This window comes from Pseudomonas lini (assembly GCF_001042905.1).
In the GTDB taxonomy this organism is placed as follows: domain Bacteria; phylum Pseudomonadota; class Gammaproteobacteria; order Pseudomonadales; family Pseudomonadaceae; genus Aquipseudomonas; species Aquipseudomonas lini.
On sequence record NZ_JYLB01000005.1, the window covers coordinates 507,555 to 532,291 of the forward strand.

General features: G+C 61.3%; 24 protein-coding genes. 4 read left to right on the forward strand and 20 right to left on the reverse strand.

Features of this window, described 5'->3' with window-relative positions:
- Positions 1-25: 25 nt before the first annotated feature.
- From TU81_RS17670 to TU81_RS17760, 20 genes are all read right to left on the reverse strand, one after another.
- Positions 26-865 (reverse strand): urease accessory protein UreD, encoded by an 840-nt coding sequence (locus TU81_RS17670; RefSeq protein WP_048396165.1) that lies wholly within the window; start codon positions 863-865, stop codon positions 26-28.
- A 30-nt stretch (positions 866-895) separates the two neighbouring features.
- A complete protein-coding gene (urtE, locus tag TU81_RS17675; protein WP_007907370.1) occupies positions 896-1,594 on the reverse strand; it encodes an urea ABC transporter ATP-binding subunit UrtE in 699 nt (232 codons plus the stop codon).
- 2 nt (positions 1,595-1,596) lie between these two features.
- Entirely contained in the window at positions 1,597-1,770 is a 174-nt protein-coding gene (locus tag TU81_RS30330) for a hypothetical protein (RefSeq protein ID WP_156877839.1), read from the reverse strand.
- A 53-nt stretch (positions 1,771-1,823) separates the two neighbouring features.
- Positions 1,824-2,696, reverse strand: coding sequence for an urea ABC transporter ATP-binding protein UrtD (gene urtD / locus TU81_RS17680; protein WP_048396166.1), 873 nt, complete (start codon positions 2,694-2,696; stop codon positions 1,824-1,826).
- Positions 2,693-3,772 (reverse strand): urea ABC transporter permease subunit UrtC, encoded by a 1,080-nt coding sequence (urtC, locus tag TU81_RS17685; protein ID WP_038978756.1) that lies wholly within the window; start codon positions 3,770-3,772, stop codon positions 2,693-2,695. Before urtC ends, urtD begins: the two co-directional genes overlap by 4 nt.
- Complete coding sequence (gene urtB, locus TU81_RS17690) at positions 3,772-5,274, reverse strand: urea ABC transporter permease subunit UrtB (protein ID WP_048396167.1); 1,503 nt, start codon at positions 5,272-5,274, stop codon at positions 3,772-3,774. The genes urtC and urtB overlap by 1 nt, the downstream gene beginning before the upstream one ends.
- 152 nt (positions 5,275-5,426) lie before the next feature.
- Positions 5,427-6,692, reverse strand: coding sequence for an urea ABC transporter substrate-binding protein (gene urtA / locus TU81_RS17695; RefSeq protein ID WP_030128277.1), 1,266 nt, complete (start codon positions 6,690-6,692; stop codon positions 5,427-5,429).
- A gap of 593 nt (positions 6,693-7,285) precedes the next feature.
- On the reverse strand, positions 7,286-7,657 hold the full coding sequence (locus TU81_RS17700; protein WP_048396168.1) for a DUF6124 family protein: 372 nt from the start codon (positions 7,655-7,657) through the stop codon (positions 7,286-7,288).
- 669 nt (positions 7,658-8,326) lie between these two features.
- Positions 8,327-9,337: a FecCD family ABC transporter permease gene (locus TU81_RS17705; protein ID WP_048396169.1), complete on the reverse strand. Its 1,011-nt coding sequence runs from the start codon at positions 9,335-9,337 to the stop codon at positions 8,327-8,329.
- Positions 9,334-10,281: an ABC transporter substrate-binding protein gene (locus tag TU81_RS17710; protein ID WP_048396170.1), complete on the reverse strand. Its 948-nt coding sequence runs from the start codon at positions 10,279-10,281 to the stop codon at positions 9,334-9,336. Before TU81_RS17710 ends, TU81_RS17705 begins: the two co-directional genes overlap by 4 nt.
- Complete coding sequence (locus TU81_RS17715; protein ID WP_048396171.1) at positions 10,278-11,066, reverse strand: ABC transporter ATP-binding protein; 789 nt, start codon at positions 11,064-11,066, stop codon at positions 10,278-10,280. The genes TU81_RS17710 and TU81_RS17715 overlap by 4 nt, the downstream gene beginning before the upstream one ends.
- A gap of 213 nt (positions 11,067-11,279) precedes the next feature.
- Positions 11,280-12,659, reverse strand: a complete 1,380-nt coding sequence (locus TU81_RS17720) for a PepSY-associated TM helix domain-containing protein (protein WP_048396172.1) — start codon at positions 12,657-12,659, stop codon at positions 11,280-11,282.
- A 124-nt stretch (positions 12,660-12,783) separates the two neighbouring features.
- Positions 12,784-14,901 carry a TonB-dependent copper receptor gene (locus TU81_RS17725; protein WP_048396173.1) on the reverse strand — a complete coding sequence of 706 codons (2,118 nt, stop codon included), beginning with the start codon at positions 14,899-14,901 and terminating at the stop codon, positions 12,784-12,786.
- Between the two features lie 84 nt (positions 14,902-14,985).
- Positions 14,986-15,411 (reverse strand): DUF2946 domain-containing protein, encoded by a 426-nt coding sequence (locus TU81_RS17730; protein WP_038978764.1) that lies wholly within the window; start codon positions 15,409-15,411, stop codon positions 14,986-14,988.
- Between the two features lie 21 nt (positions 15,412-15,432).
- Complete coding sequence (locus TU81_RS17735; protein WP_038978765.1) at positions 15,433-15,912, reverse strand: copper chaperone PCu(A)C; 480 nt, start codon at positions 15,910-15,912, stop codon at positions 15,433-15,435.
- A 48-nt stretch (positions 15,913-15,960) separates the two neighbouring features.
- Complete coding sequence (locus tag TU81_RS17740; protein WP_038978766.1) at positions 15,961-16,356, reverse strand: DUF2946 domain-containing protein; 396 nt, start codon at positions 16,354-16,356, stop codon at positions 15,961-15,963.
- A gap of 49 nt (positions 16,357-16,405) precedes the next feature.
- Entirely contained in the window at positions 16,406-16,717 is a 312-nt protein-coding gene (locus TU81_RS17745) for a hypothetical protein (RefSeq protein WP_038978767.1), read from the reverse strand.
- 251 nt (positions 16,718-16,968) lie between these two features.
- Positions 16,969-17,682, reverse strand: coding sequence for a cobalt-precorrin-6A reductase (locus TU81_RS17750; RefSeq protein ID WP_048396174.1), 714 nt, complete (start codon positions 17,680-17,682; stop codon positions 16,969-16,971).
- Complete coding sequence (locus TU81_RS17755) at positions 17,679-18,776, reverse strand: cobalt-precorrin-5B (C(1))-methyltransferase (RefSeq protein WP_048396175.1); 1,098 nt, start codon at positions 18,774-18,776, stop codon at positions 17,679-17,681. The genes TU81_RS17750 and TU81_RS17755 overlap by 4 nt, the downstream gene beginning before the upstream one ends.
- Positions 18,769-19,980, reverse strand: a complete 1,212-nt coding sequence (locus TU81_RS17760) for a bifunctional cobalt-precorrin-7 (C(5))-methyltransferase/cobalt-precorrin-6B (C(15))-methyltransferase (RefSeq protein WP_048396176.1) — start codon at positions 19,978-19,980, stop codon at positions 18,769-18,771. Before TU81_RS17760 ends, TU81_RS17755 begins: the two co-directional genes overlap by 8 nt.
- A gap of 144 nt (positions 19,981-20,124) precedes the next feature.
- Here TU81_RS17760 and cobG point away from each other — a divergent pair, with 144 nt between their 5' ends.
- Genes cobG through cobJ form a run of 4 tightly spaced genes read left to right on the forward strand, consistent with a single transcriptional unit; the run spans position 20,125 to position 24,500 of the window.
- On the forward strand, positions 20,125-21,447 hold the full coding sequence (cobG, locus tag TU81_RS17765; protein ID WP_048396177.1) for a precorrin-3B synthase: 1,323 nt from the start codon (positions 20,125-20,127) through the stop codon (positions 21,445-21,447).
- Positions 21,440-22,066: a precorrin-8X methylmutase gene (locus TU81_RS17770; protein ID WP_007937188.1), complete on the forward strand. Its 627-nt coding sequence runs from the start codon at positions 21,440-21,442 to the stop codon at positions 22,064-22,066. Before cobG ends, TU81_RS17770 begins: the two co-directional genes overlap by 8 nt.
- Complete coding sequence (locus TU81_RS17775; RefSeq protein ID WP_030128260.1) at positions 22,066-22,797, forward strand: precorrin-2 C(20)-methyltransferase; 732 nt, start codon at positions 22,066-22,068, stop codon at positions 22,795-22,797. Before TU81_RS17770 ends, TU81_RS17775 begins: the two co-directional genes overlap by 1 nt.
- A complete protein-coding gene (gene cobJ, locus TU81_RS17780; RefSeq protein ID WP_048396178.1) occupies positions 22,797-24,500 on the forward strand; it encodes a precorrin-3B C(17)-methyltransferase in 1,704 nt (567 codons plus the stop codon). Before TU81_RS17775 ends, cobJ begins: the two co-directional genes overlap by 1 nt.
- Positions 24,501-24,737: the final 237 nt, after the last annotated feature.

The following is a 24,737-nucleotide window of genomic DNA, read 5'->3' on the forward strand; positions in this document are numbered from 1 at the left end:
GCCTCGCTCCTACAGGGGATCGTGTTCAGGTACTCCAGATTCGCGGTGGTATGGCTTCGCGGCCCAATAGCGCCGGGCGTAGCAACCGCCACACATCAATCAGCCAACCACGTGCCAACAGCGCTTCACTGGCCAGGCATCGGGCAACCAAAAGCCCCGGCAATTGCGTCAGATCCCCGCGCACGTCATTGGGCAGTGAGCGGCACTTCTCCAGCAATTCACTATCAATTTCACCGGTCACCAGTAACGTCGCAAACACCGATTGGCCATCCAGCCCTATTGGCGAATCCAGCAAGCCATCATTCCCGACAATGCGCTGGCGTTCGTGCCAGAGCAACTGGCCGTCGCGGCGGATGTCCAGTTGCGCCTGAAAGTGCCCGAGGTCAAAGCGCTCGCCACTGGCCGGGCGTCCCAGGGCCACCACGTCCCAGTAGAACAACCGCGCATCGCCCTCAAGGTCGATGCTGGTGCTGAGTTCCGCCTGAGCGTCGCTGAAGATAATCGTCTCTTGCGGCAGCCACTCCAACGTAGCACCGGTGGCCACGCGCAGGTCGAGTTTCTGATAAGCCGGCCCGGCCGCGCGATACCACTTGGCGGCGCCTGGGCTGGTGATTTGCGCCCAGGCGTGCGTGCCGACGCTGGCCGAGATGTCCAGCCGATCACCCCCGGCAATCCCGCCCGGCGGGTGGACGATGATGTGCTGACACACTTCGGGGCCTTCGGCGTACAAATGCTTCTGCACCCGCAGCGGGCCTTTGTGGCGACGCTGCACCGGGCGTGTGCTGTCGTCGAAACGGGCGTAGCCGAGTTCGAGCTCGGCATGCCAACTGGGGGTGAACAACGTGATGGGGGCAGGTAAATTCATGATTTCTGATTATCGTCAGGAGGCTGCAGGTTAGATCGTAACCAGTCCACGGACGCCTTCGGCTTCCATATTCTCACCGCGACCCTGCTGCACGATCTCGCCCCGGGACATCACCAGGTATTGATCGGCCAGTTCAGCGGCGAAATCGTAGAACTGCTCCACCAGCAAAATCGCCATGTCGCCGCGCGCTGCAAGTTGCTTGATCACCGCGCCGATTTCCTTGATCACCGACGGCTGGATGCCTTCGGTGGGTTCGTCGAGAATCAGCAGCCGTGGACGGCTGGCCAGTGCTCTGCCGATCGCCAGTTGCTGTTGCTGTCCACCGGATAAGTCACCGCCGCGCCGTTGCTTCATTTGCAGCAGCACCGGGAACAGCTCGTAAATGAACGCCGGGACTTCCTTCGCTTCAGAGCCCGGAAACCGCGACAGGCCCATCAGCAGGTTTTCTTCCACGGTCAGTCGGCCAAAGATTTCCCGACCCTGAGGCACATAAGCGATGCCGGCATGCACCCGTTGGTGCGGCTTGAACGTGGTGATCGGTTTGCCTTCCCAGTTCACCGCACCTTCCTTGGCCGGCAGCAAGCCCATCAGGCATTTGAGCAGGGTGGTCTTGCCCACGCCATTGCGCCCGAGCAGGCAGGTGACTTCGCCGACCTTCACCTCAAACGTCAGGCCCCGCAGGATGTGGCTACCGCCGTAGTACTGATGCAGCTTGTCGACTTGCAGCATGTTCAAAATTCCTTCTGTGTGACACGGGCCGCACTCTTGATCTGCTGGATCTGCTGGATCTGCTGGATCTGCTGGATTTTTCTCCTGTAGGAGCTGTCGAGCGGAGCGAGGCTGCGATCTTTTGATCTTCCGGAGGTGCGACATGCAAAGATCAAAAGATCGCAGCCTCGTTTCACTCGACAGCTCCTACGGTGGGCATGGGCATGAACCATGAACCATGAACCATGGTCTAGCGGCCGAGGTAAACCTCGATCACCCGCTCATTGTCCTGCACCTGCTCCAGCGACCCTTCGGCCAGCACGCTGCCCTGGTGCAACACGGTGACGTGGTCGGCGATCGAGCCGACGAAGCCCATGTCGTGTTCCACCACCATCAGCGAATGCTTGCCCGCCAGGCTCTTGAACAGCTCGGCGGTGAATTCGGTTTCGGCGTCGGTCATGCCTGCCACCGGTTCATCGAGCAGCAGCAGTTGCGGGTCTTGCATCAGCAGCATGCCGATTTCCAGAAACTGCTTTTGACCGTGGGATAACAAACCCGCCGGGCGATTAACCGAGGCGGTCAGGCGGATGGTTTCCAAGACTTCAGCGATACGATCTTTCTGCTCGCCACTGAGACGAGCCCGAAGGCTGGCCCATACCGACTTGTCGGTCTTCTGCGCCAACTCCAGGTTTTCGAACACGCTCAGGGCTTCGAACACCGTCGGCTTCTGGAACTTTCGACCGATGCCGGCCTGGGCAATCTGCACTTCACTCATCTGCGTCAGATCGAGAGTTTCACCGAACCAGGCTTTGCCGTGGCTGGGCCGGGTCTTGCCGGTAATTACGTCCATCAGCGTGGTCTTGCCCGCGCCGTTGGGGCCGATAATGCAGCGCAATTCGCCGACGCCGATGTACAGGTTCAGATCGTTCAGCGCCTTGAAACCATCGAAGCTGACGCTGATGTCTTCGAGGGTCAGGATGGTGCCGTGTCGGGTATTCAGACCTTTGCCGGCGCTCTGGCCGAGGCCGATGGCATCGCGGCTGCTGCCGGCGTCCCTGTTGGGCTCCAACGGCGGAAAAAAGGCCGGCTCAAGCATGAATTCAGCCGTTGCAGTCACTCTCATTGCTCACCCCTTTTCTTCAGCAACCCGATCACACCTTTGGGCAGGTACAACGTCACGACGATGAACAGCGCGCCGAGGAAGAACAGCCAGTATTCCGGAAACGCCACGGTGAACCAGCTCTTCATCCCATTGACCACACCCGCGCCGAGCAGCGGACCGATCAACGTTCCGCGACCACCCAGCGCCACCCACACGGCGGCTTCGATGGAGTTGGTCGGCGACATTTCACTCGGGTTGATAATTCCGACTTGCGGCACATATAGCGCGCCGGCCAAACCACACAACACCGCGCTCAGAACCCAGACAAACAACTTGAAGCCGCGTGGATCGTAGCCGCAAAACATCAGGCGGTTTTCCGCATCGCGCAACGCGGTCAGCACCCGGCCGAACTTGCTTTGCGCCAGCCGCCAGCCAATAAACAGGCTCGCCACCAGCAACAACACCGTGGCGAAAAACAACACCGCACGCGTCCCTGGTTCAGTGATGCCAAACCCGAGAATGGTGCGGAAGTTAGTGAAGCCGTTGTTGCCGCCAAACCCGGTTTCGTTGCGGAAAAACAGCAGCATTCCGGCGAAGGTCAGGGCCTGGGTCATGATCGAGAAATACACGCCCTTGATCCGCGAACGGAAGGCGAAGAAACCGAACACCAGCGCCAGTAATCCCGGCGCCAATACCACCAGACACATGGCCCAGAGGAAGCTGCTGGTGCCGGTCCAATACCACGGCAATTCAGTCCACGACAGGAACGTCATGAACGCCGGCAAGCCATCGCCCGAGGCCTGGCGCATCAGGTACATGCCCATCGCGTAACCGCCGAGCGCGAAGAACAGACCGTGACCCAGCGATAACAGGCCGGCGTATCCCCAGACCAGATCGAGGGCCAGGGCGACGATGGCGTAGCAAAGAATCTTGCCCATCAGGGTCAACGTATATGCGGAGACATGCAGCGCGCTATCGGCCGGCAACAACGACAGCAATGGCAACGCCAGCAGCAGAGCGAGGATCACCGCACCGACGGCGATCGTGACCTTGGGGCCGGCCTTTTGTGTGGCCGTGAGCAGCAGAGGCTGGTTCATCAGTCGATCACCCGTCCTTTCAGTGCGAAGAGGCCTTGCGGACGTTTCTGGATGAACAGAATGATCAGCGCGAGGATCAGGATTTTGCCCAGCACCGCACCGATCTGCGGTTCGAGAATTTTGTTGGCGATGCCCAGACCGAAGGCGGCCAGCACGCTACCGGCCAATTGACCGACACCGCCGAGTACCACCACCAGGAACGAATCGATGATGTAGCTCTGACCGAGGTCCGGGCCGACGTTGCCGATCTGGCTGAGGGCCACACCGCCGAGGCCGGCGATGCCGGAGCCGAGGCCGAAGGCGAGCATGTCGACGCGCCCGGTCGGTACGCCGCAGCAGGCGGCCATGTTGCGGTTCTGGGTGACGGCGCGCACGTTCAAACCGAGGCGCGTCTTGTTCAGCAGCAGCCAGGTCAGCACCACCACAAACAAGGCGAACGCGATGATCACGATGCGGTTGTACGGCAGCACCAGATTCGGCAGCACCTGAATCCCGCCCGACAACCACGCCGGGTTGGCCACTTCGACGTTCTGCGCGCCGAACACCAGGCGCACCAATTGAATCAGCATCAGGCTGATGCCCCACGTCGCCAGCAGGGTTTCCAACGGGCGACCGTAGAGGTGACGAATCACCGTGCGTTCCAGCGCCATGCCGATCCCGGCGGTGACGAAAAACGCTACCGGTAGGGCAATCAGCGGGTAGAACTCGATGGCCTGCGGGGCGAAGCGCTGGAACATCAACTGCACCACATACGTCGAGTAAGCGCCGAGCATCAGCATTTCGCCGTGGGCCATGTTGATCACACCGAGCAGGCCGAAGGTGATTGCCAACCCGAGGGCCGCCAGCAGCAGAATCGAACCGAGGGACATGCCGCTAAAGGCCTGCCCAAGCATCTCGCCGATCAGCAGTTTGCGTTTGACCTGGGCCAGGCTGGTTTCGGCGGCGGTGCGTACATTGGCATCGGCTTCGACGCGGGGTTCAAGCAAACCTTCGAGGCGGGTGCGGGCCAATGGGTCGCCGGTTTCGCCAAGCAAGCGCACGGCGGCGAGGCGTACGGCCGGGTCGGTGTCGACCAGTTGCAGGTTGGCCAGTGCCAGGCTCAGAGCTGCGTGAACGGTTTCATCTTTTTCGCCAGCCAGTTGCTGGTCGAGGAATTTCAGCTGTGCGGGTTTTGCGCTTTTCTGCAACTGCTGCGCGGCGGCCAAGCGGATTTTGGAATCGGCGGCGAGCAATTGGTGGCTGGCCAAAGCGGTGTCGATCAGACCGCGCAGGCGGTTATTCAGGCGCAGGGTTTTCGGTTGGCCATCGACAGTCAATTCGCCTTGTTGCAGGGCGTTGATCAGTTCGATACGGACCGGATCGGGCTGCGCGGCCCAGGCTTCCAGAAGTTTTGCTTGTTGCACGGGATTGGCTGCGACGAAGTCTTCGGCGTCGCCGGCGTGGGTGGCCATCGGCAGCAAAAGTGCGATGGCGAGGATGATGCGATAAAGGGCAGTGGGCATGTCATTGGCCTTGCGCGAACATTGTGGGAGCTGGCTTGCCTGCGATGGCATCACCTCGGTACATCAGATACACCGAGTTGTCTGCATCGCAGGCAAGCCAGCTCCCACAGGAGTTGTGTCGGGCTCGAGCTCCATGCTCAAGCCCCAATGGCTTAGTTGCTCTTCACCGCATAATCCGGCTTCTTGTCGTTACCCGAGATAAACGGGCTCCACGGCTGGGCGCGGATTGGCCCCTCGGTCTGCCACACCACGTTGAACTGACCGTCGGCCTGAATCTCGCCGATCATCACCGGCTTGTGCAGGTGGTGGTTGGTCTTGTCCATGGTCAGGGTGTAGCCGGACGGCGCGGCGAAGGTCTGGCCGGCCAAGGCTTCGCGGACTTTGTTGACGTCGGTGGACTTGGCTTTCTCCGCCGCTTGCGCCCACATATGGATACCGACATAGGTAGCTTCCATCGGGTCGTTGGTCACCGCTTTGTCGGCGCCAGGCAGGTTGTGTTTCTTGGCGTAGGCTTTCCAGTCGGCGACGAATTTCTTGTTCTGCGGGTTCTCGACCGACTCGAAGTAGTTCCACGCCGCGAGGTTGCCCACCAACGGTTTGGTGTCGATGCCGCGCAGTTCTTCTTCACCCACGGAGAACGCCACGACTGGAACGTCGGTGGCTTTCAGGCCCTGGTTGGCCAGCTCTTTATAGAACGGCACGTTGGAGTCGCCGTTGACCGTGGAGATGACCGCAGTCTTGCCACCGGCGGAGAATTTTTTGATGTTGGCCACGATGGTTTGATAGTCGCTGTGGCCGAACGGGGTGTAGACCTCTTCGATGTCCTTGTCGGCCACACCTTTGGAGTGCAGGAACGAGCGCAGAATCTTGTTGGTGGTGCGCGGGTAAACGTAGTCGGTGCCGAGCAGGAAGTAACGCTTGGCGCTGCCGCCTTCTTCGCTCATCAGGTATTCCACCGCCGGAATCGCCTGCTGGTTAGGCGCCGCGCCGGTGTAGAACACGTTCGGCGACATCTCTTCGCCTTCGTACTGCACCGGGTAGAACAGCAGACCGTTGAGTTCTTCGAACACCGGCAGCACCGATTTACGCGACACCGAGGTCCAGCAACCGAACACCACCGCGACCTTGTCCTGAGTCAGCAACTGCCGGCCCTTTTCGGCGAACAGCGGCCAGTTCGATGCCGGGTCAACCACCACCGGTTCGAGCATCTTGCCGTTCACGCCGCCCTTGGCATTGATTTCGTCGATGGTCATCAACGCCATGTCTTTGAGCGAGGTTTCGGAGATCGCCATGGTGCCGGACAACGAATGCAGAATACCGACCTTGATGGTCTCGGCGGCCTGGACCGTCCAGGCCATGCCCATCGCGGCAATGCTTGCCGATAGTGTGAAAGCCTTGATCAAACTGCGACGCTTCATTGTGCGATCTCCATGAACGTTAAAGTTTTTTATGGTTGGCAGATGCGGACGACTGAAGGGTCTTTAGCAAGGGCTGTGCCCGGTCGGGGAAGGGCAAGGAAATGTCGTATTAGAGCGGTTGCGCGGGTTTGGCGGCGCACCATGAAAGACCGCGTTGGGCGCACTGGTGCGAAGAGGTGCGCCACATTGGGGCGCAGGCAGTGCAGACACCGCGGATCAAATGTGGGAGCGGGCTTGCTCGCGAAAGCGGTGGGTCAGTCACGGTGATGTTGAATGTGCCGCCGCCATCGCAGGCAAGCCAGCTCCCACAAGGGGAGCGGGCATATACAAAATTTGTGTACGACACAAATCCTGTGGGAGCGGGCTTGCTCGCGAAAGCGGTGGGTCAGTCACGGTGATGTTGAATGTGCCACCGCCATCGCAGGCAAGCCAGCTCCCACAAGAGAAGCGGTCATATACAAAATCTGTGTACGACACAAATCCTGTGGGAGCGGGCTTGCCCGCGATGGCGGTGTGTCAGTCACAGTGATGTTGGATGTGCTGCCGTCATCGCGGGCAAGCCCGCTCCCACAGTATTGCGGTGTATCTGGGAGCTACGCCGGGTCGACGTTATCCAGCGCCCGGTTCACCGCCAGCTCCGCCAGCATGATGCTTTGTTGAATCGCCAGCGCCGAGTAGCGCTGCGGGCCGATCAGATCGTTGGCGAAATCGCTGGCCAGGACACTTGCTGTGGCCAACGATTCGTAGGCGTGGGCCAGGAGGCTTTCGGTATCCATATTCGGGGCGACGATGAACATGGTGCTGGGGCGGCGGGGTTTTTCGGTGTATTGCGCCGCGGGATCGAGGTAGTAGTCGAGGGCGCGTTTTATGGCTTCGCGGTCTTTGAGCAGGTCGTCGTGGCGAGAGGTTTCGGGATCGGGAGTGCTGGTGTCGACGGGTGGGTCGGGTACGAGTTTCTTGTTCATAGTATTTCCAATTTTTTTTAAATGAGAGCAACCACCTGCCGTTTCTCACGCGGCGAAGAAGGGGTGGCAGCTATGTGCGGGGTGAGAAACCGGTAAAAAAATAGAAAAACCCGGCCAGACCGAAGTCTGCCCACACACAGCCGCCATAACGCTTTTGCAGACAGCGATGAAGCTGGCGGCAATTATGCTGATACGAAGACTGCATGGCTATTTTTTACCGGGTTCTCACGCCCGATCACTGATGTGCAGTGACAGCCACAGACTAGAGAGCCCGCGTCCGACGAACAACCTGAAAAACCCGTGGGAAACTTCCGTGTTTTGACACATCCGTTAAACATTCAAAAGCGGAATGCGGAGCGTCCCTGGCGGCGTTCCCACGCGGGAGCGTGGGAACGATCAATCCCGCGTCTGCCACCGAATGCTCGTCTGCCACCGAATGCTCGTCTGCCACCGAATGCTCGTCTGCCACCGAATTCTCGTCTGACACGGAATTCTCGTCTGACACGGAATTCCGTCTGACGCGGATTACCGTAGGAGCTGTCGAGTAAAACGAGGCTGCGATCTTTTGATCTTAAAAAATCAAGATCAAAAGATCGCAGCCTCGTTTCACTCGACAGCTCCTACAGTCCACAGTCCTACAGGGGCCTGTGTGCATCTGGAGAAAAGAGGTCAGCGGCGGCGCATCAGGCCGATGAAGAACAATCCGCCAATCGCCGCAGTGGCGACGCCGATGGGCAAGTCTTCCGGGGCGATCAGTGTGCGTGCGGCCACATCCACCCAGACGAGGAACAAGCTGCCGAGCAGGACGCACACCGGCAGCAGTCGCCGGTGTTCAGCCCCAACCAACCGCCGCGCAATGTGCGGCACCATCAGCCCGACAAACCCGATGGACCCACTGATCGACACCAACACTCCAGTCATCAACGACGCAATCAAAAACACCCGCAACCGCACGGTGCGAGCATTCAGGCCGAGGGTCACCGCCGTCTGCTCACCCGCCATCAACGCATTCAACGGCCGAGCCATCCCCAGCAACAACACCAACCCGAGCAACACACTGGCGGCCGGCACCGCGAGCAATTCCCAGCGCGCCAATCCGAGCCCGCCGAGCATCCAGAACATCACTGCGGAACTGGCGCGGTGATCACCGAGAAACAACAGCAAATTGGCGATCGCCATCATCACGAACGATACCGCCACGCCGCACAACAGCAGCCGATCACTGTCTAGCCGCCCATTGCGATTGGCGATCATCAGCACAATCAACATGCTCAACAACGCGCCGATAAATGCCGCAATCGGCAAGGTCAGCAACCCGACAATCTCACCGACATGCAGCACCACGATCACCGCGCCGAGGGTCGCGCCGGAGGTCACACCGAGCAGGTGCGGATCGGCCAACGGATTGCGCGTCACCGCTTGCAGCACCGCGCCGATCAACGCCAGACCGGCGCCCACCAGCGCGCCGAGCAACATGCGCGGCACGCGGATCAGCCAGACGATGTGTTCCTGGCCGGCAGTCCAGTCCGCAGCACCGAACCCCAAAATCTTGTGCAGCAATATTCGCCACACCACCTCCACCGGCACCCGCGCCGGGCCGAAGCCCAACGACACCACGCACGACACCAACAACAGCGCGCCGAGGGCGATCAGTAACAAGGCATAGCGACGATCAATCATTCGCCGTGGAAACCCTTGGCCAGGGTTTCGACCGCCAGCACGTTGTCGATCCCGGGCGTGGCCTGCACGTACGGAATGACGATGAAGCGCTGGTTCTTGATCGCGTCCACCGATTGCAGGGCCTGGTTGTTGAGCAGGAATTGTTCCTTCTGCGCGGCGGTGACTTCGCCGTAATCAACGATCACAATCACCTGCGGATTACGCTCGACCACGTTCTCCCAATTCACCCGGGTCCAGCTCGCCTCGACATCGTCGAGGATGTTGCGCCCACCGGCAGCGTCGATCAGCGCTTGAGGCATGCCGAGGCGCCCGGAAGTCATGGCCCGGTCCTCACCGCTGTCGTAGAGAAATACCCGAGGTTTGTCCGTCGGCAGATCCTTGCGCACCTCGGCGACTTGCGCCTGCATCTCGGCGATCACGGCGTTGGCGCGATCCTGCACGTCGAAGATTTTCCCGAGGTTGCGCAGGTCGTTGTAGGTGTCTTCCAGGCTCGCGGGCGGGCGCTTCATGACGAAGGCGCAGGACTCGGTGAGTTCGTAGACGTTGATGCCCAGCGGTTGCAGGGTTTGCGGCGTGAGATCACCGCCGACGCGCATGCCGTAATCCCAACCCGCGAAGAAGAAATCGACGTTGGCGTTGAGCAGGGTTTCCACCGACGGGTACTTGGCCGCCAGCTCCGGCAAGCCGTCGAGGATGGTCTGCATCTCGGGCGTCACCGACTTCCAGCCCGTCACGCCGCTATATCCCGCCATCCTTGGTTTGAGGCCGAGGGCGAGCATCATCTGGGTCATGTTGATGTCATGGCTGACCGCATGTTTCGGCGCTGCCTTGAAGGTGACTTCGCGGTTGCAGCTCTGGACTGTCAGCGGGTAGTGGGTGGCCTCGGCCAATGCTTGGGCACTGCCCAGCAACAGCGCGAGGCAAAGCAGGGAACGCAAAGTCATGGTTGGGTTATCCAGGTGATTCGTGGGTAGCCGTGCAAGGGATGGTCATCGATCAAGGCGTTGACGCCGAACACGTTGTGCAAAAGTTGTGTGGTCAGGACTTCTTTGGGTGTGCCGCTGGCCACGATGCGCCCGTGATTGATCACGTACAGCCGATCGCAGAAGGCCGCCGCCAGATTGAGGTCGTGAATGCTTGCCAGCGTGCCGATCTGCAGACGCTTGACCAGTTGCAACAGCTCCAGCTGATAGCGCGGGTCGAGGTGATTGGTCGGCTCGTCGAGGATCAGCAATTGCGGCTGCTGGGCCAGGGCGCGGGCGAGGATCACACGCTGTTTTTCACCGCCGGAAAGGGTGGCAAAGGCGTGGTCTTCGAAGCCTTTGAGGCCGACCGATTCGAGGGCGTGGGTCGCGAGTTTTCGGTCTTCAAGGGTGTCGCCATCAAACAACCCTTTGTGCGGCGTGCGGCCCATGGCGACCACTTCTTCGACGGTCAGGCCGAAGGCGTCGGGGAATTCCTGCAACACCACGGCGATGCGTTGCGCGCACCAGCGTGAGGATTGCTTCCAGACGTTGTGGTGATCGAGTTTGACCTCACCGCTTTCCGGTTTGCTGAAACGATAGGCGCAACGTAACAGGCTGGTTTTGCCGCTGCCGTTGGGGCCGATCAACCCGACGAACTCACCGGCGGCCACGTGCAGTGATGCATCACGCAGCTGGAACTGGTGATGGCAATGGCCGTGGCCCAGAGGTGTCCAGGCGAGGTTCGTGAGGTTCAGCGAGGTCATGCATTTGCTCTGAGATATTGGGTGATGCTGATGACGCCATCGCGGGCAAGCCCGCTCCCACAGGGATCGCGCAAATCCTGTGGGAGCGGGCTTGCCCGCGATGGGGAATTTTAATCAGAATGGCATGTTTGGGTTATACAGTAACACTAAAAAAGACCATGAGATAAGCGCGGGAAGTCTACAGGCCTCTCTAAAACACGCATCTCACCTGCTTCATGATGAAGCTGAAGTGGATTCAGTTTGCCGGCTCAAGCGCGACAGCAGCACCCGATCCAGTACCCACACGACCACCAGCGAAGCCCCCACCAACGGAAACATCACCGCCAGCCCAAGCATGATGACCATCGCGGCTTTCCATTTCGGCAGGTCGTGACGCAACGGCGGTACACCAAATTTGCCCTGTGGACGGCGCTTCCACCAGATCACCACACCGCTGACGGCGCTGAGCAAAATCATCAGGCAGATCAGCAGCACGATGATCTGATTGAACGGGCCGAACATCTTGCCTTCGTGCAGCATCACGCCGACTTCGGTGGCGCGGGCGACGTTGCTGTAATGCTGCCAGCGCACGTCAGCGAGGACGTTGCCGGTGTACTGGTCGACATGCAGGGTGGCGTCGTTGCGTGGGTCGTCGGCGAATAGCGCGATGGTGAATACGCCGGAGGCCGTGGTGGGGAAGGTGATGCTGTAACCGGGCTCAACCTTGCGTTGCACGGCGATGTTTTGCACGTCTTGCAGGCTGATGGTTGGCGCTGCCGGACCCGCTTGCGTGCTGGTGTGGGCCATGTGTTCGGCGTGGTCGCCGGACATCGGCATCGGCGTGTTTTCCATGGCCCAGGGCACGGTCTGGCGTGTGACGCTGTTGAGGCTGCGGGCCTCGACGTCGGACTTCGGCACGTCATTCCACATGGCTACCGGGAAGCGGTTCCAGAGGTCGGCGTATTGCTTGCCCCAGAACCCGGTCCAGGTCATGCCGCTGAGCAGCATCACTAGCAGCAATGCCGCGCCCCAGAACCCGGTCACCGCGTGCAGGTCACGCCAGAGCACTCGGCCGCGACTGTTCAAGCGTGGCCAGAGAATCCCGGCGGACTGGCCGCGCGGCCACCACAAAAATACCCCGGAGACCACCAGCACGACGCCCCAACCGGCGGCCAGTTCCACCAGCCGATCACCGACGGTGCCGATCATCAACTCGCCGTGAATCGAGCGCGCGACTGCTTGCAGATTCTTCTTCGCGTCTTGCTCGCCAAGGATGTCGCCGTGGTACGGATCGATGAACACGTTCAGTTCATGACCTTCGTTGATCACCACAAATTGCGCACTGCGTTCAGCGTTGACCGGCGGCAGGTACTGTTTGATCCGGCCTTGTGGATACGCCTCTTTCACCCGTTTGAGCAGGTCGTCGGCGGAGACTTTGTGATGAGCGGCCGGGACGTTCAGCAGGCTGCCGTACATCAACGGATCGAGTTGCGGCTTGAACAGGTAGATGATGCCGGTCAGGGCCAACATCACCATGAATGGCGCGACGAACAGGCCGGCATAGAAATGCCAGCGCCAGGCCAGGTTGTAGAAATTCGGTTTGGGCTGTTTCATTCGTGTGCTCCGCTAGGCGTAGTTCTTTATTGTTTAGTGCGGTTGCTGCGCAACCGATCGCGGGCAAGCCCGCTCCCACAGGTTCAACGTCGCCCATGTGGGAGCGGGCTTGCCCGCGATGCTTTTAGAAACTCATATCGACCTTGGTCCAGAGCGTGCGCCCCGGTTCGTTGATGGCTTGCGGATCATTGGCCGGGAAGCCGAAACCGGCGTTGCCCGCCAGGTTCAAGTGTTCGGCGTAGGCCTTGCCAAAGAGGTTGTCGACGCCGCTGCTGACCTTCCAGTTCTTGTTGATCCGGTACGCACCGTTGAGCGAGAACACGCCAAAACCCGAGCTCGTGTCGAAGTCTTTGCCGACCACGTTGCCCTTGTTCTGGTCGATGCGGTTTTGCGCCGCAACCACCCGCCACAAGGCGCCAGCGCTCCAGTTGTCTTCGCTGTAGGTCAGGCCGAAACGTGCATCCAGCGGTGGCATCTGCGGCAGGGCACTGCCATCGCTGCTGTTCTTGCCCCAGGCGTAGGCCAGGGTCGCGTCGGCTTTCCAGTTGGCCGTCAGCTTGTAGGCCGCGCCGAGTTCGCCGCCCATGATTCGCGCGTCGATGTTCTCGGCTTGCGAGGTCATGCCCATCATCCCCGGCGTGTAGTTGAACAGGATGTAGTCACGCACCTGTCCGACGTAACCCGAGGCCCAGGCTTCGAGGTCTTCGGTCTTGTATTGCAGGCCGAAGTCGAGCTGGGTGGTTTTCTCCGGTTTGATCGAGTCGAAGGCATTCACCGAACCGGCGGGACCGGACTTGGGCGAAAACAGCTCCCAGTAATCCGGGAAACGCTGGGAGTGACCGAGGCCCGCATACAGCGTGGTTGGGCTGTCGGCCAGGTCATGCTCGTAACGCACGAAACCGCTCGGCAGTGTGTCGGCGCGGGTGTCGTCGGCCGTCGGGTTCGGACGGGCCATCATCCCGGAGCCGAGGGTCTGCCGATAATCCTTGGCCGACGCGCGATCCAGGCGTGCCCCGGTGATCAACCGATCACGGTCGGCAGCGTACCAGGTCAGTTCGCTGAACACGCCGTAGTTGTGGAAGTCGGTGTCCTTGTTGCGCGGCACATCCTTGTAGGCGTCGACGCCCATCGCGCTGCGTTGGCGGTGTTCGTTGGTCTGTGCATCCAGGCCACTGATCAGTTGCACATCAGCCCAGCGCCAGGTGGCTTTGATCCGCGCGCCGAGGGTTCGGCGGTCGACGTTGGAGGCCATGGGGCCGGCCATCATCCCGGTGCCCGACGGCGTGCGCAGGGTGTAGTTGTCCATCACGTGGTCGGCGTAGTTGTAGTAGACCTGCGCCTCGACCTTATCCAGCACCTCACCGATGTTTGATTGCTCGAAACGCAGGCCCAGGCTTTCGCGCAAGAACTGCGAACCGTCCATGCCGCGCCCGGCGTAACGGGCTTCGCCATCGCCCTTGCCGGCGGTCAGTTCCAGCAGCGTGTCGGCGCTCGGCGTCCAGCCGACAGCGACGTCACCGTTCCACTTGTCATAGCGCGAGGGCACGGTGTCGTTGTTGCCATCCTTGTAGTCGTCGGAGTGCGCGGTGTTGCCGATCACTCGCACGTAACCCAGCGGCCCACCGGCAGCGGCGTCCACCACTTTGTCGAAGCGGCCGTTGGAACCGGCCAGCACGCTGGCGTTCACCCGGGTGCCGAGTTCGCCGAAGCTTTCCGGCTCACGGTCGAACAGGACGGTGCCGGCCGATGCGCCGGGGCCCCAAAGCACGGTTTGCGGGCCTTTGATAACGGTGAGCTTGTCGTAGGTTTCCGGTGAAATGTACGAGGTCGGCGCGTCCATGCGGCCGGGGCAGGCGCCGAGCATCATGCTGCCGTTGGTGAGGATATTCAGTCGCGAGCCGAACATGCCGCGCAGCACCGGATCACCGTTGGTGCCGCCGTTGCGCACCAGCGCGAAGCCGGGGATGGTCTTCAGATAGTCGCCACCGTCACTGGCCGGCACCGGTTGGCGCGGGTCCTTGGGGTTGGTGACGATGGTCAGTGGCGAACTCGGCGCGATGGCGGTGATCACCGTCGGGGTCAGTTCTTCGGTGTGATCGGCGTGTTCATCGGCCAGCGCCAGCGGAGTCAGCAACAAGCCGCAAAGAACGGCGGTGGCGTGCCTGAAACGAACGCGAGATTCGTTCAGGGCAAAAGAAGCCTGGGCAGCGCCCAAACGTGTGTCAGCAGAAAACCTGGACATGACAATTTCCATCGAACAGTCGTAAACGACACGGCCGGCAGCCTGCGGCTGTCTTCTAAACCGTGTGAAATTGGAAGTGGGTGTTTACGCGACGATGGGCGGGGCGCGGGTGCGGGCACCGGGGAAGAAGGTTTGCCGGGCGTGGCCCAGGCGGGTAGCGGGAGTGCTGAAAGTGGTTGTCTGTGGACTGTCGAAGGCGACGAAGGACTGACCGCCAGTGAGCGCCGGGCAATTGAACAGCAGGCTGCAATAGCCGCATTTTTCCCAGAGTGCGTGATGGTCGGCTTTGGGCGGACAGTGCTCGGCGGCGGGTTGCGCGCCATGCTCCATGGCCTGCATGTCCATGGGCATGCTCATGGACATTGAGGCGCGTTGATCCATCGGCATCGACTGAGAAATCAGCGGACCGATAAAGATCATCAGCATGGCGAACAGGCTGATCCAGCTGCCGCGGGTCAGGCTCATTGACTGACTGCGGGGCACGGATGACCTGACGCTAAGCGCACGCATGGGCGTATTCAGCTTGGACGATTACTGGGCGTGCATGTGCTCTTGCATGCCTTCAGGCGCTTTTTTCTGCACCGCGACCTCGACCGTTACATCGCCGGATTTCTCGAAGTGCATCGTCAGCGGGAAGCGTTTGCCGTCGCTCAACAGGCTGCGGTCTTTCAATTCCAGCAGCATCACGTGATACGCCATTGGTGCGAAAGTAACTTCGCCGCCAGCCGGAATCTCGACGCTGGGCACTTGCTGCATTTTCATCAGATCGTTTTGCATCACGTGCTCGTGCAGCTGGGCAACGCCTGCGATCGGTGAGTCGACGCTGAGCAGTCGGTCGGTGGTTTTGCCGTTGTTGTGAATCACAAAATACGCGGCAACGGTAGGCGCGTTAGGCGGCAACTCTTGCGACCACGGATGGGCGATCTCAAGCTCGCCAGCCTTGTATTCGTGAGCATTGGCAAAACAGGCAGGCAGCAGCAACACAGCCAGAACGATGAGTTTGTTCAACATGGCAGTTCTCCAGAACGATTCAAAACGCAGGTCAATTGCGAGAAGGAATCACACCAGAGGGGATGCGCGGGGGTTGAGACTCGGCCATTGCTGGCGTGTAGGGGTGTCGAGCGTGGCAGGCGGCAGGCTTCGATTGGCCTCAAAACGCGCGAAATACAACTGCTGCGCATGCCCCGGCAACGCCACCAATGGCGCGGAACCCGAGCAGCACCAGCAATGCTGCATGTTGGAATGATCGTCGCTCTGCGGAGCTTTCTGCTCGATGTCGCCCAGGGAAATCGCCACCAGCTTGGTGCCGTTGGAAGAGCAGAAACTGCCCCACAACAATTGCTCTGCAGGCGATTTCGCCGTCTGCGCCATCGCTCCGGACATCGGCATGGCGAGCATGTTGAACAGCACTGCAAAGCAGGCGATCCAGGCAAATGCGAGCCGTTGTCGGGACATGAGGGCAGATCCGGTTGAGTGAGCAATCAGGCGCGGCTATTTAGCCTGATCAGGGGCGATAAGTAAAAAGGCCGCGTGCGGTGTGGTGTCGCAGTGCGTCAGTCAGCATGTCGAGCAGCCGACGTGCAAGCTCAGCCTCGCCGTTTTGAAAGAGTGTAGCGACTTCGATTCTTAATGCCTGGGCGAATTGAGGGTCGATTTGGATTCTTGCCCGGATTGTGTGTTTGACATCTCTGAGCGCCACACGATTGAAACTCCCATCGCCCGGGTCTTCCTCTTCGCAGGCCTTGATGAAGTTCCACATGTCGGCAGGTGCCAGGAGAAACTCAGTGATATCGAAGCGTGTGAATTTTTCAGACATCAGGGCCTCTGAGCGAAGCGTTAGCGGATGCTCAGGAATATAGGCTTGGAATTCGGGCTAAACCAGTCAGCCACTTTTGAGGGTGACGTGAGTTCGGTCTGCTCAACTTGTAGGAATTAGTTCGTCACCGAGATCCTTCCAGTGTGTTCGCTATCGCCAAGATCGCAGCCTTCGGCAGCTCCTACAGTTGGAATGCGTACTTCTGTAGGAGCTGCCGAAGGCTGCGATCTTTTGAGGCCAGTAAAAGTTAATTACCTCAGCGCTTCCAATACCTGTACGACCGAACAAAACTCCCGCTCAACTCCCGGCAACACCGGCCGCTTCAACACCAGCACCGGCACTCCACGTTCCCGCGCCACTTCCAGTTTCGGCTCGGTGGCGGTGCTGCCGCTGTTCTTGCTGATCAGCACATCGATCTGCCGACGCTCGAACAGCTCGCGTTCATCCTCGATCAGAAACGGCCCACGCGCGCCGATCACTTCGCAGCGCTCATTCCCGGGATAAACGTCCAGCGCACGCAACGTCCAGAATTGCTCCGGCGGGATTTCGTGCAGATGCTGCAGCGGTTCGCGGCCGAGGGTGAACAGCGGTCGGCGGAAGGGTTTCAGTGCTTCGATCAGCTCGGCCCAGTCGCTGACTTCGCGCCAGTCATCCCCAGCGTGTGGTTGCCAGGCCGGGCGCCGCAAAGCCCAGCACGCAATGCCGCTCAACTTCGCGGCGGTGGCGGCGTTCTGACTGATTTGCGCTGCGTAGGGATGGGTCGCATCCAGCAGTAGATCAATGTCTTCATCCCGGATGAATTGCGCCAGACCTTCAGCGCCGCCATAACCGCCAACCCGAATCTGGCAGTTCAGATCCGTCGGCACGCGACCGACACCGGCCAGGCTATAGATGTGTTCCGGGCCCAGAGTCCGGGCGATGGCCAGGGCCTCAGTGACGCCGCCGAGCAACAACACGCGCTTCATCGAAAAACTCCTGCATGACCGACAATCCCGCCTTGGCGATCGATGGCGAATACTTCCACCTGAACCTGCGCCGGCACCACGCTGCGGGCAAAGTCCAGAGCGTGCTGACACACCGCATCGCCGAGCGCGATCCCGGCAGCGCTGGCCATCGCCAACGCCTGCTGACTGGTATTGGCTTCGCAGATCGCCTGTTGCAACGCCGCATCGGCACCGACTGTCGCAGCCCATTCGGCCAGTTGCGGCAGGTCGATGCTTGAATGCCGACTGTGCAAATCCATGTGCCCGGCCGCCAGTTTGCTGATTTTGCCGAAGCCGCCGCACAGGCTGAGTTTAGCCACAGGCACTTTGCGCAAATGCTTGAGCACCGCGCCGACGAAGTCGCCCATTTCGATCAGGGCGATTTCCGGCAAGTCATAGACTCGGCGCATGGTGTCTTCGCTGGCGTTGCCGGTGCACGCGGCAATGTGCAGGTAACCGTTGGTTTTGGCGACGTCGATGCCCTGGTGGATCGAGGCGATGTAGGCCGCGCAGGAGAATGGCCGGACGATGCCGCTGGTGCCAAGGATCGACAAGCCGCCGAGAATCCCCAGCCGCGGGTTCATGGTTTTCAGCGCCAGGGCTTCGCCGTCCTCGACGTTTACCGTGACCTCGAAGCCGCCCGGGTAATCCAGCTCCTCGGCCAGCAGCGTCAGGTGCTCGCTGATCATTTTGCGCGGCACCGGGTTGATTGCCGGTTCGCCGACGTTCAGCACCAGCCCGGGCCGGGTGACGGTGCCCACGCCACGGCCGGCGCTGAAGCGAATGCCTGGCTCGCTGTGCAGGCGCACCTGGGAAAAGAGCAGGGCACCGTGGGTCACGTCCGGGTCATCGCCGGCGTCCTTGATCGTTCCGGCTTCGGCGCCGTCGTTCATTAATCGACAGAATTCCAGGCGCATCTGCACCCGTTTGCCTTTGGGCAGAATGATCTCGACGGCGTCCGCCTCCACGCCGCTGAGCAGCAGGCGTGCCGCCGCGAGGCTGGTGGCGGTGGCGCAGCTGCCGGTGGTCAGGCCGCTGCGCAGCGGGGCGGGTTGTTCGGCGGTTTCGTCACGCATCGAGGGGTTTCGTCACGTCCAGCAGGGTAATCGGCAGCGCCTGACGCCAGGTGTCGAACTCGCCCAACGGTTGCGCCTGAGCGACGTGAATGCGGGTCAGTTCACCGCCATGCCGTTCGCGCCAGGCCATCAGGGTCACTTCGCTTTGCAGGGTGACGGCGTTGGCGATCAGCCGACCGCCGGGTTTGAGTTGCGCCCAGCAAGTGTCGAGCACGCCTTCGCGGGTGACACCGCCACCGATGAAAATTGTGTCCGGGCGTTCGAGTCCGGTCAGGGCTTGCGGCGCGCTGCCGCGAATCAGTTGCAGACCGGGGACGCCCAAGGCGTCGCGGTTGTGTTCGATCAACAACTGCCGCCCTTCATCGGCTTCGATGGCCAGCGCCCGGCAGCTCGGGTGAGCGCGCATCCATTCGATACCGATCGAACCGCTGCCGGCGCCGACATCCCACAGCAGTTCGCCGGGTGTCGGTGCGAGGCGGGCGAGGGTGATGGCGCGCACGTCGCGCTTGGTCAGTTGGCCGTCGTGCTGGAAAGCAGAGTCTGGCAACCCGGCGAGGCGCGACAGGCGAGGTGTGTTCGGTTCGGCGATGCATTCGATGGCGATCAGGTTCAGATCGGCGATCAGCGGCTCGCTCCAGTCATTGGCGACACCCTCGATACGTCGTTCGGCTTCGCCGCCCAGATGTTCCAGCACGGTGAGGCGACTCGGCCCGAAACCGCGCTCGCGCAGCAACGCCGCGATGGCTGCCGGACTCTGGCTGTCATTGCTCAACACCAGCAAGCGCACACCACTGAACACATGGGCGTTGAGTGCGGCGACGGGGCGGGCGACCACCGACAGGGTCACTACGTCCTGCAACGGCCAGCCCAGGCGAGCGGCCGCCAATGACACGGAAGACGGGGCGGGCAGGATCAGCATTTCCGCACCGGGCAGTTGCCGCGAAAGGCTGGCACCGACGCCATAGAACATCGGGTCGCCGCTGGCCAGCACACACACCGGCTCGCCACGCAGTGCCAGTAACGGTTCAAGGGAAAACGGACTCGGCCATAATTGCCGCTCGCCGCGAATGCACACCGGCAGCAAATCCAGTTGTCGCTGACCGCCAATGATCCGCGAAGCGCCCAGCAGGGCGCGACGGGCATTCTTGCCCAGGCCCTTGAAGCCGTCTTCACCGATACCTACTACTGTCAGCCAGGGTGACATCTGCCGTCCTCAAAAAAAGTCCACAAACGGACTGTTCCGACGGGCAGGCTTTTCATGCCGTCGGACAAAGCAGGCATAATACCGCGCCTTCGCCCGCGAAGCGCCTTTCCCACACAGCCGGTCGCCCCTTTGAACGAACGCCCGATGTCCACCGCCTTACGCCCCTCGGCCTGCCCGGGGTTGCTGCGTATTGTCCCGGCACTGGATGGCGGCATTTGTCGGATCAAATTGAACGGCGGCTCAATCAGCGCCGCCCAGGCTGAAGCGGTGGCCAGCGCGGCCGAGCGGTTTGCCGGGGGCGTGATTGAAGCAACCAACCGCGCCAACCTGCAGATTCGCGGGATTGGCAGCGAGCAGACGGCCTTGATCGACAGCCTGCTCGCCGCAGGATTGGGCCCGCGTACCTCGGCGGGCGACGATGTACGCAATCTGATGCTCAGCCCGAGCGCCGGGATCGACCGGCAGATGTTGCTCGATACGCGCCCGTTGGCCGAACAGATCCTCACCAGCCTGCAAAGCCATGAGCGTTTTCACCAATTGAGCGCCAAATTTGCCGTGCAGCTCGATGGCGGCGAAAGCCTGGCGATGCTCGAACATCCTCACGACCTGTGGTTGAGCGCCGTTGAGCAAGAAGGCGAGTGCGTGTTGGCCTTCGGTTTGGCGGGTTGCCCGACTCAGGCTCCGTCGGGCGCGGTGCGACTGGAGGATGGCCATGCGCTGGTGATCGCGGTGCTTGAGTTGTTCCTCGATCTGGCGCGTCCGGACCAGACGCGCATGCGTCATCTGCTGGCCGAGTACCCGGTTGCCGGGTTTGTCGCTCAAGTGGCCGAACGTGTGCCGCTACTGTCCATCGTGAGCGGGTCACGCGTTACGAACTCGAACGTTCTGCACTCTCGTGTTCTGCACATAGGCGCTCATCCTCAGCGTGAAACCGGCCGTGTTTATGTCGGGGCGACGCCGCCTCTGGGCCGACTCGATCCCGCCATGCTTCGGGGCGCGGCACAACTGGCCCGTGAACGAGGTGACGGCAGCCTGCGTTTCACACCTTGGCAAAGCCTGCTGTTGCCCGATATCCACGAACTCGATGCTGCTCAAGTTATCCACAGCCTGGAAAATTTGCGCCTGCGCTGTTCGGCAGACGACGCCTTGGCGCATCTGATCGCCTGCACCGGTTCGGCGGGTTGCGGCAAAGGCCTGTCCGACACCAAAGGCGATGCCCTGCAACTGGCGACGTTGTTGCAACGTCACGGCCAAGTCTTTGATGTGCATCTGTCTGGCTGTACGCGTTCCTGCGCGGCGGCGCACATCACGCCAGCGACGTTGCTGGCCGTCTCACCCGGTCACTACGACCTCTATTTTCGCGACGCAGCTCAGCCGGGTTTCGGCGCGCTGCAAGCACGCAATCTTACTATTGAAGCGGTCGCGACCTTGCTCGACGCCCGCTCACGGAGCTCCCTTGATGCTTGATTACATCCGCGACGGTCAGGAGATCTATCGCAACTCCTTCGCGATCATTCGCGCCGAGGCCAACCTGGCGCGCATTCCGGCCGATCTGGAGAAACTCGCGGTGCGGGTGATCCACGCCTGCGGCATGGTCGAGGCCATCGACGGGCTGCAATTTTCCGAAGGCGCCGGCAAGGCCGGGCGCGATGCGTTGGCGGCTGGTGCACCGATTCTGTGCGACGCGCGGATGGTCAGCGAAGGCGTGACCCGCGCGCGTTTGCCGGCCAATAACCCAGTGATCTGCACCCTGCGCGATGACAGCGTCCCGGAGCTTGCCCGCGAGTTGGGCAACACCCGTTCCGCTGCCGCGCTGGAACTGTGGCGTCCGCACCTGGAGGGCAGCGTGGTGGTGATCGGCAATGCGCCGACCGCGCTGTTTTATCTGCTGGAGATGCTCGACGCCGGCGCGCCGAAACCGGCGCTGATCCTCGGCTTCCCGGTGGGTTTCGTCGGCGCCGCCGAATCCAAGGCGATGCTCGCGGCGGACAGCCGTGGCGTGCCTTTCGTCATCATGCAAGGCCGGTTGGGCGGTAGTGCCATGGCCGCCGCCGCCGTCAATGCCCTCGCCACGGAGATCGAATGATGCAGCAACCTGGACGTTTGATTGGCCTGGGCGTCGGCCCCGGTGATCCGGAACTGATTACCGTCAAAGCCTTGCGCCTGTTGCGCGAATCTCCGGTGGTGGCGTACTTCGTCGCCAAGGGCAAGAAGGGCAATGCGTTCGGCATCATCGAAGCGCATCTGCAGGACGCACAAACCCTGCTGCCGCTGGTGTATCCGGTGACCACCGAAGCGCTGCCGGCGCCGTTGTCGTACGAACAAGTGATCAGCGATTTCTACGATGCGGCCGGCGAACAACTCGCCGCGCATCTGGATGCGGGCCGTGACGTGGCGGTGATCTGCGAAGGCGATCCGTTCTTCTACGGCTCCTACATGTACCTGCACGATCGTCTGGCTGAACGCTATGAAGCCGAAGTGGTGCCGGGCGTCTGCTCGATGCTCGGCGGTGCGTCGGTACTCGGTGCGCCGCTGGTGTATCGCAATCAGAGCCTGTCGGTGTTGTCGGGTGTACTGCCCCACGAAGACCTCAAGCGGCGACTGGCCGATGCTGATGCGGCGGTGATCATGAAACTGGGGCGCAACTTTCCCAAGGTCCGTCAGGTGCTCGAAGAGCTCGGTCTGGCCGAGCGTGCGCTGTACGTCGAGCGCGCGACTATGGCCAATCAGAAAATCGTCCCGCTGGATCAGGTCGAGCCGATGTCCTCGCCGTATTTCTCGCTGATCATCGTTCCCGGTGAAAGGTGGCAAGGCTGATGGCCCATTCCGCTCCGGCGATTGTCATCCTCGGCAATGGCAGCCTCGCGACCGCGCGCAAGATTCAGCAGGTGTACCCGGGCGCACTGATCCATGGATTGGCCGAACGGGTCGACGGGGCGGACCGTGTTTATCACGAGTTCGGCGCGACCCTGCGCGAACTCTATCAACAAGACACGCCGATCATCGCGCTGTGCGCCGCCGGGATTGTGATCCGCACCCTGGCGCCATTGCTGTTGGAAAAAGGTGCCGAGCCGCCGGTGCTGGCCGTGGCCGAAGACGGCAGCGCGGTGGTGCCACTGCTCGGCGGTCTTGGCGGGGTGAATGTCATGGCACGGGAGATTGCCGCTGGCCTCGACGTCACGGCGGCGATCACTACCAGCGGTGAATTGCGTTTCGGCACCTGCCTGCTCAATCCACCCAGCGGCTATGCCTTGGGCGATCTGGAGCTGGGCAAGCGCTTCGTCTCGGACTTGCTGGCCGGCGAACACGTGCGCATCGAAGGCGCTGCGCCCTGGTTGGCGCAAGCACAATTGCCAGAAGACCCTCAGGCGCATTTGTCGATCCATGTCGGCAGCGCCGAACGGACGCCGGCCGCCAATGAATTGTTGATCTACCCGCGCAGTGTCTTGCTGGCGGTCAGCGCCAGTGTGGCGGATTTGCCCCAGGCGATTCGCGCGGCGCTGCGTCAGGCGCGAGTTGCCGGGCAATCGCTGGCGTGCATGCTGGCGCCGGTCACGGAGATGGCCAGCCCGGCATTGCGCGAAGCGGCGCTTGAGTTGGGTGTGCCGCTGCGTTTTGCGTCGACCGCCAGCGATGCCAGTGAGTTGGCTCGCGGGTCCGTTCCCGGCGCGACAATTATCTCGATCGACACGAACCTGGCGTTGGCAATCGCTGAACAACCGCTGGACATCGCGCGGATAGGCCGCCCTCGCGGTCGGCTGGCGGTGATCGGCCTGGGCCCGGGTGCTGCCGAATTGATGGTGCCTGCGGTGAAGGCTGAATTAGCCAGAGCCACGGATGTGCTCGGCTATGAAACCTATGTACGCATGGCCGGCCCGTTTCGGCCGGATCAAGTGCTGCACTGCACCGACAACCGCGAGGAGATGCAGCGTGCTCGTCACGCCTTCGAACTGGCGGCCCAGGGGCGTTCGGTGATTGTGGTCTCGTCCGGTGACCCCGGCGTGTTCGCCATGGCCGCCGCGGTGCTCGAAGCGTTGCACGAGTCGAGTGACCCGGCCTGGCACAGCGTCGATCTGGAGATTCTGCCCGGGGTTTCCGCTTCACTGGCGACGGCTGCTCAGGCCGGTGCGCCGTTGGGGCATGACTTCTGCGTGATGTCGCTGTCGGACAACCTCAAGCCGTGGTCGATCATCGAGAAGCGTCTGGACCTGGCCGCCGAAGCCGATCTGGCGCTGGCTTTCTATAACCCGATATCCCGTTCTCGGCCGTGGCAGTTAGGCCGTGCTCTGGAAATCGTTGCACAGCACCGTACGCCGCAAACTCCGGTGGTTCTGGGCCGTGATATCGGCCGGCCCGGCCAGACGCTGCGGGTCACCACACTCGGTGAGCTCACGCCTGACCAAGTGGACATGCGCACCATGGTGCTGATCGGCTCGTCCACCACCTGCGTGTTCCCCCGTGCCGAGGGTGGCGACTGGGTGTACACACCGCGCTGGTATGGCAGCAAACCCCTCTGCTGAACCCAGGCGGCCCGCTCGGGCCGCCTCCTTCACTGAATCCCGTTATTTTCCCGATTGTTTCGGCATTTGTGCGCGTAAGCCTGTTCGGTTGTTTGAGTGGGACTGGGTCGTCTGTCCAGGAAGAACTTTGATCTTGCATTGTAGGAAGTTCTACTTTGATGCGGGTGTTTTTCAAGGTGTGACGATTCATGGTTTAAGACGACTGTTATAAGGTCGGGCTTATGCAGGCCTTTTTCG

What these genes read in the sequence shown, in the direction of transcription:
- TU81_RS17670 (WP_048396165.1), bottom strand. Translation starts at nt 865, where the DNA reads ATGAATTTACCTGCCCCCATCACGTTGTTCACCCCCAGTTGGCATGCC.
- urtE (WP_007907370.1), bottom strand. Translation starts at nt 1,594, where the DNA reads ATGCTGCAAGTCGACAAGCTGCATCAGTACTACGGCGGTAGCCACATC.
- urtD (WP_048396166.1), bottom strand. Translation starts at nt 2,696, where the DNA reads ATGAGAGTGACTGCAACGGCTGAATTCATGCTTGAGCCGGCCTTTTTT.
- urtC (WP_038978756.1), bottom strand. Translation starts at nt 3,772, where the DNA reads ATGAACCAGCCTCTGCTGCTCACGGCCACACAAAAGGCCGGCCCCAAG.
- urtB (WP_048396167.1), bottom strand. Translation starts at nt 5,274, where the DNA reads ATGCCCACTGCCCTTTATCGCATCATCCTCGCCATCGCACTTTTGCTG.
- urtA (WP_030128277.1), bottom strand. Translation starts at nt 6,692, where the DNA reads ATGAAGCGTCGCAGTTTGATCAAGGCTTTCACACTATCGGCAAGCATT.
- TU81_RS17700 (WP_048396168.1), bottom strand. Translation starts at nt 7,657, where the DNA reads ATGAACAAGAAACTCGTACCCGACCCACCCGTCGACACCAGCACTCCC.
- TU81_RS17705 (WP_048396169.1), bottom strand. Translation starts at nt 9,337, where the DNA reads ATGATTGATCGTCGCTATGCCTTGTTACTGATCGCCCTCGGCGCGCTG.
- TU81_RS17710 (WP_048396170.1), bottom strand. Translation starts at nt 10,281, where the DNA reads ATGACTTTGCGTTCCCTGCTTTGCCTCGCGCTGTTGCTGGGCAGTGCC.
- TU81_RS17715 (WP_048396171.1), bottom strand. Translation starts at nt 11,066, where the DNA reads ATGACCTCGCTGAACCTCACGAACCTCGCCTGGACACCTCTGGGCCAC.
- TU81_RS17720 (WP_048396172.1), bottom strand. Translation starts at nt 12,659, where the DNA reads ATGAAACAGCCCAAACCGAATTTCTACAACCTGGCCTGGCGCTGGCAT.
- TU81_RS17725 (WP_048396173.1), bottom strand. Translation starts at nt 14,901, where the DNA reads ATGTCCAGGTTTTCTGCTGACACACGTTTGGGCGCTGCCCAGGCTTCT.
- TU81_RS17730 (WP_038978764.1), bottom strand. Translation starts at nt 15,411, where the DNA reads ATGCGTGCGCTTAGCGTCAGGTCATCCGTGCCCCGCAGTCAGTCAATG.
- TU81_RS17735 (WP_038978765.1), bottom strand. Translation starts at nt 15,912, where the DNA reads ATGTTGAACAAACTCATCGTTCTGGCTGTGTTGCTGCTGCCTGCCTGT.
- TU81_RS17740 (WP_038978766.1), bottom strand. Translation starts at nt 16,356, where the DNA reads ATGTCCCGACAACGGCTCGCATTTGCCTGGATCGCCTGCTTTGCAGTG.
- TU81_RS17745 (WP_038978767.1), bottom strand. Translation starts at nt 16,717, where the DNA reads ATGTCTGAAAAATTCACACGCTTCGATATCACTGAGTTTCTCCTGGCA.
- TU81_RS17750 (WP_048396174.1), bottom strand. Translation starts at nt 17,682, where the DNA reads ATGAAGCGCGTGTTGTTGCTCGGCGGCGTCACTGAGGCCCTGGCCATC.
- TU81_RS17755 (WP_048396175.1), bottom strand. Translation starts at nt 18,776, where the DNA reads ATGCGTGACGAAACCGCCGAACAACCCGCCCCGCTGCGCAGCGGCCTG.
- TU81_RS17760 (WP_048396176.1), bottom strand. Translation starts at nt 19,980, where the DNA reads ATGTCACCCTGGCTGACAGTAGTAGGTATCGGTGAAGACGGCTTCAAG.
- cobG (WP_048396177.1), top strand. Translation starts at nt 20,125, where the DNA reads ATGTCCACCGCCTTACGCCCCTCGGCCTGCCCGGGGTTGCTGCGTATT.
- TU81_RS17770 (WP_007937188.1), top strand. Translation starts at nt 21,440, where the DNA reads ATGCTTGATTACATCCGCGACGGTCAGGAGATCTATCGCAACTCCTTC.
- TU81_RS17775 (WP_030128260.1), top strand. Translation starts at nt 22,066, where the DNA reads ATGCAGCAACCTGGACGTTTGATTGGCCTGGGCGTCGGCCCCGGTGAT.
- cobJ (WP_048396178.1), top strand. Translation starts at nt 22,797, where the DNA reads ATGGCCCATTCCGCTCCGGCGATTGTCATCCTCGGCAATGGCAGCCTC.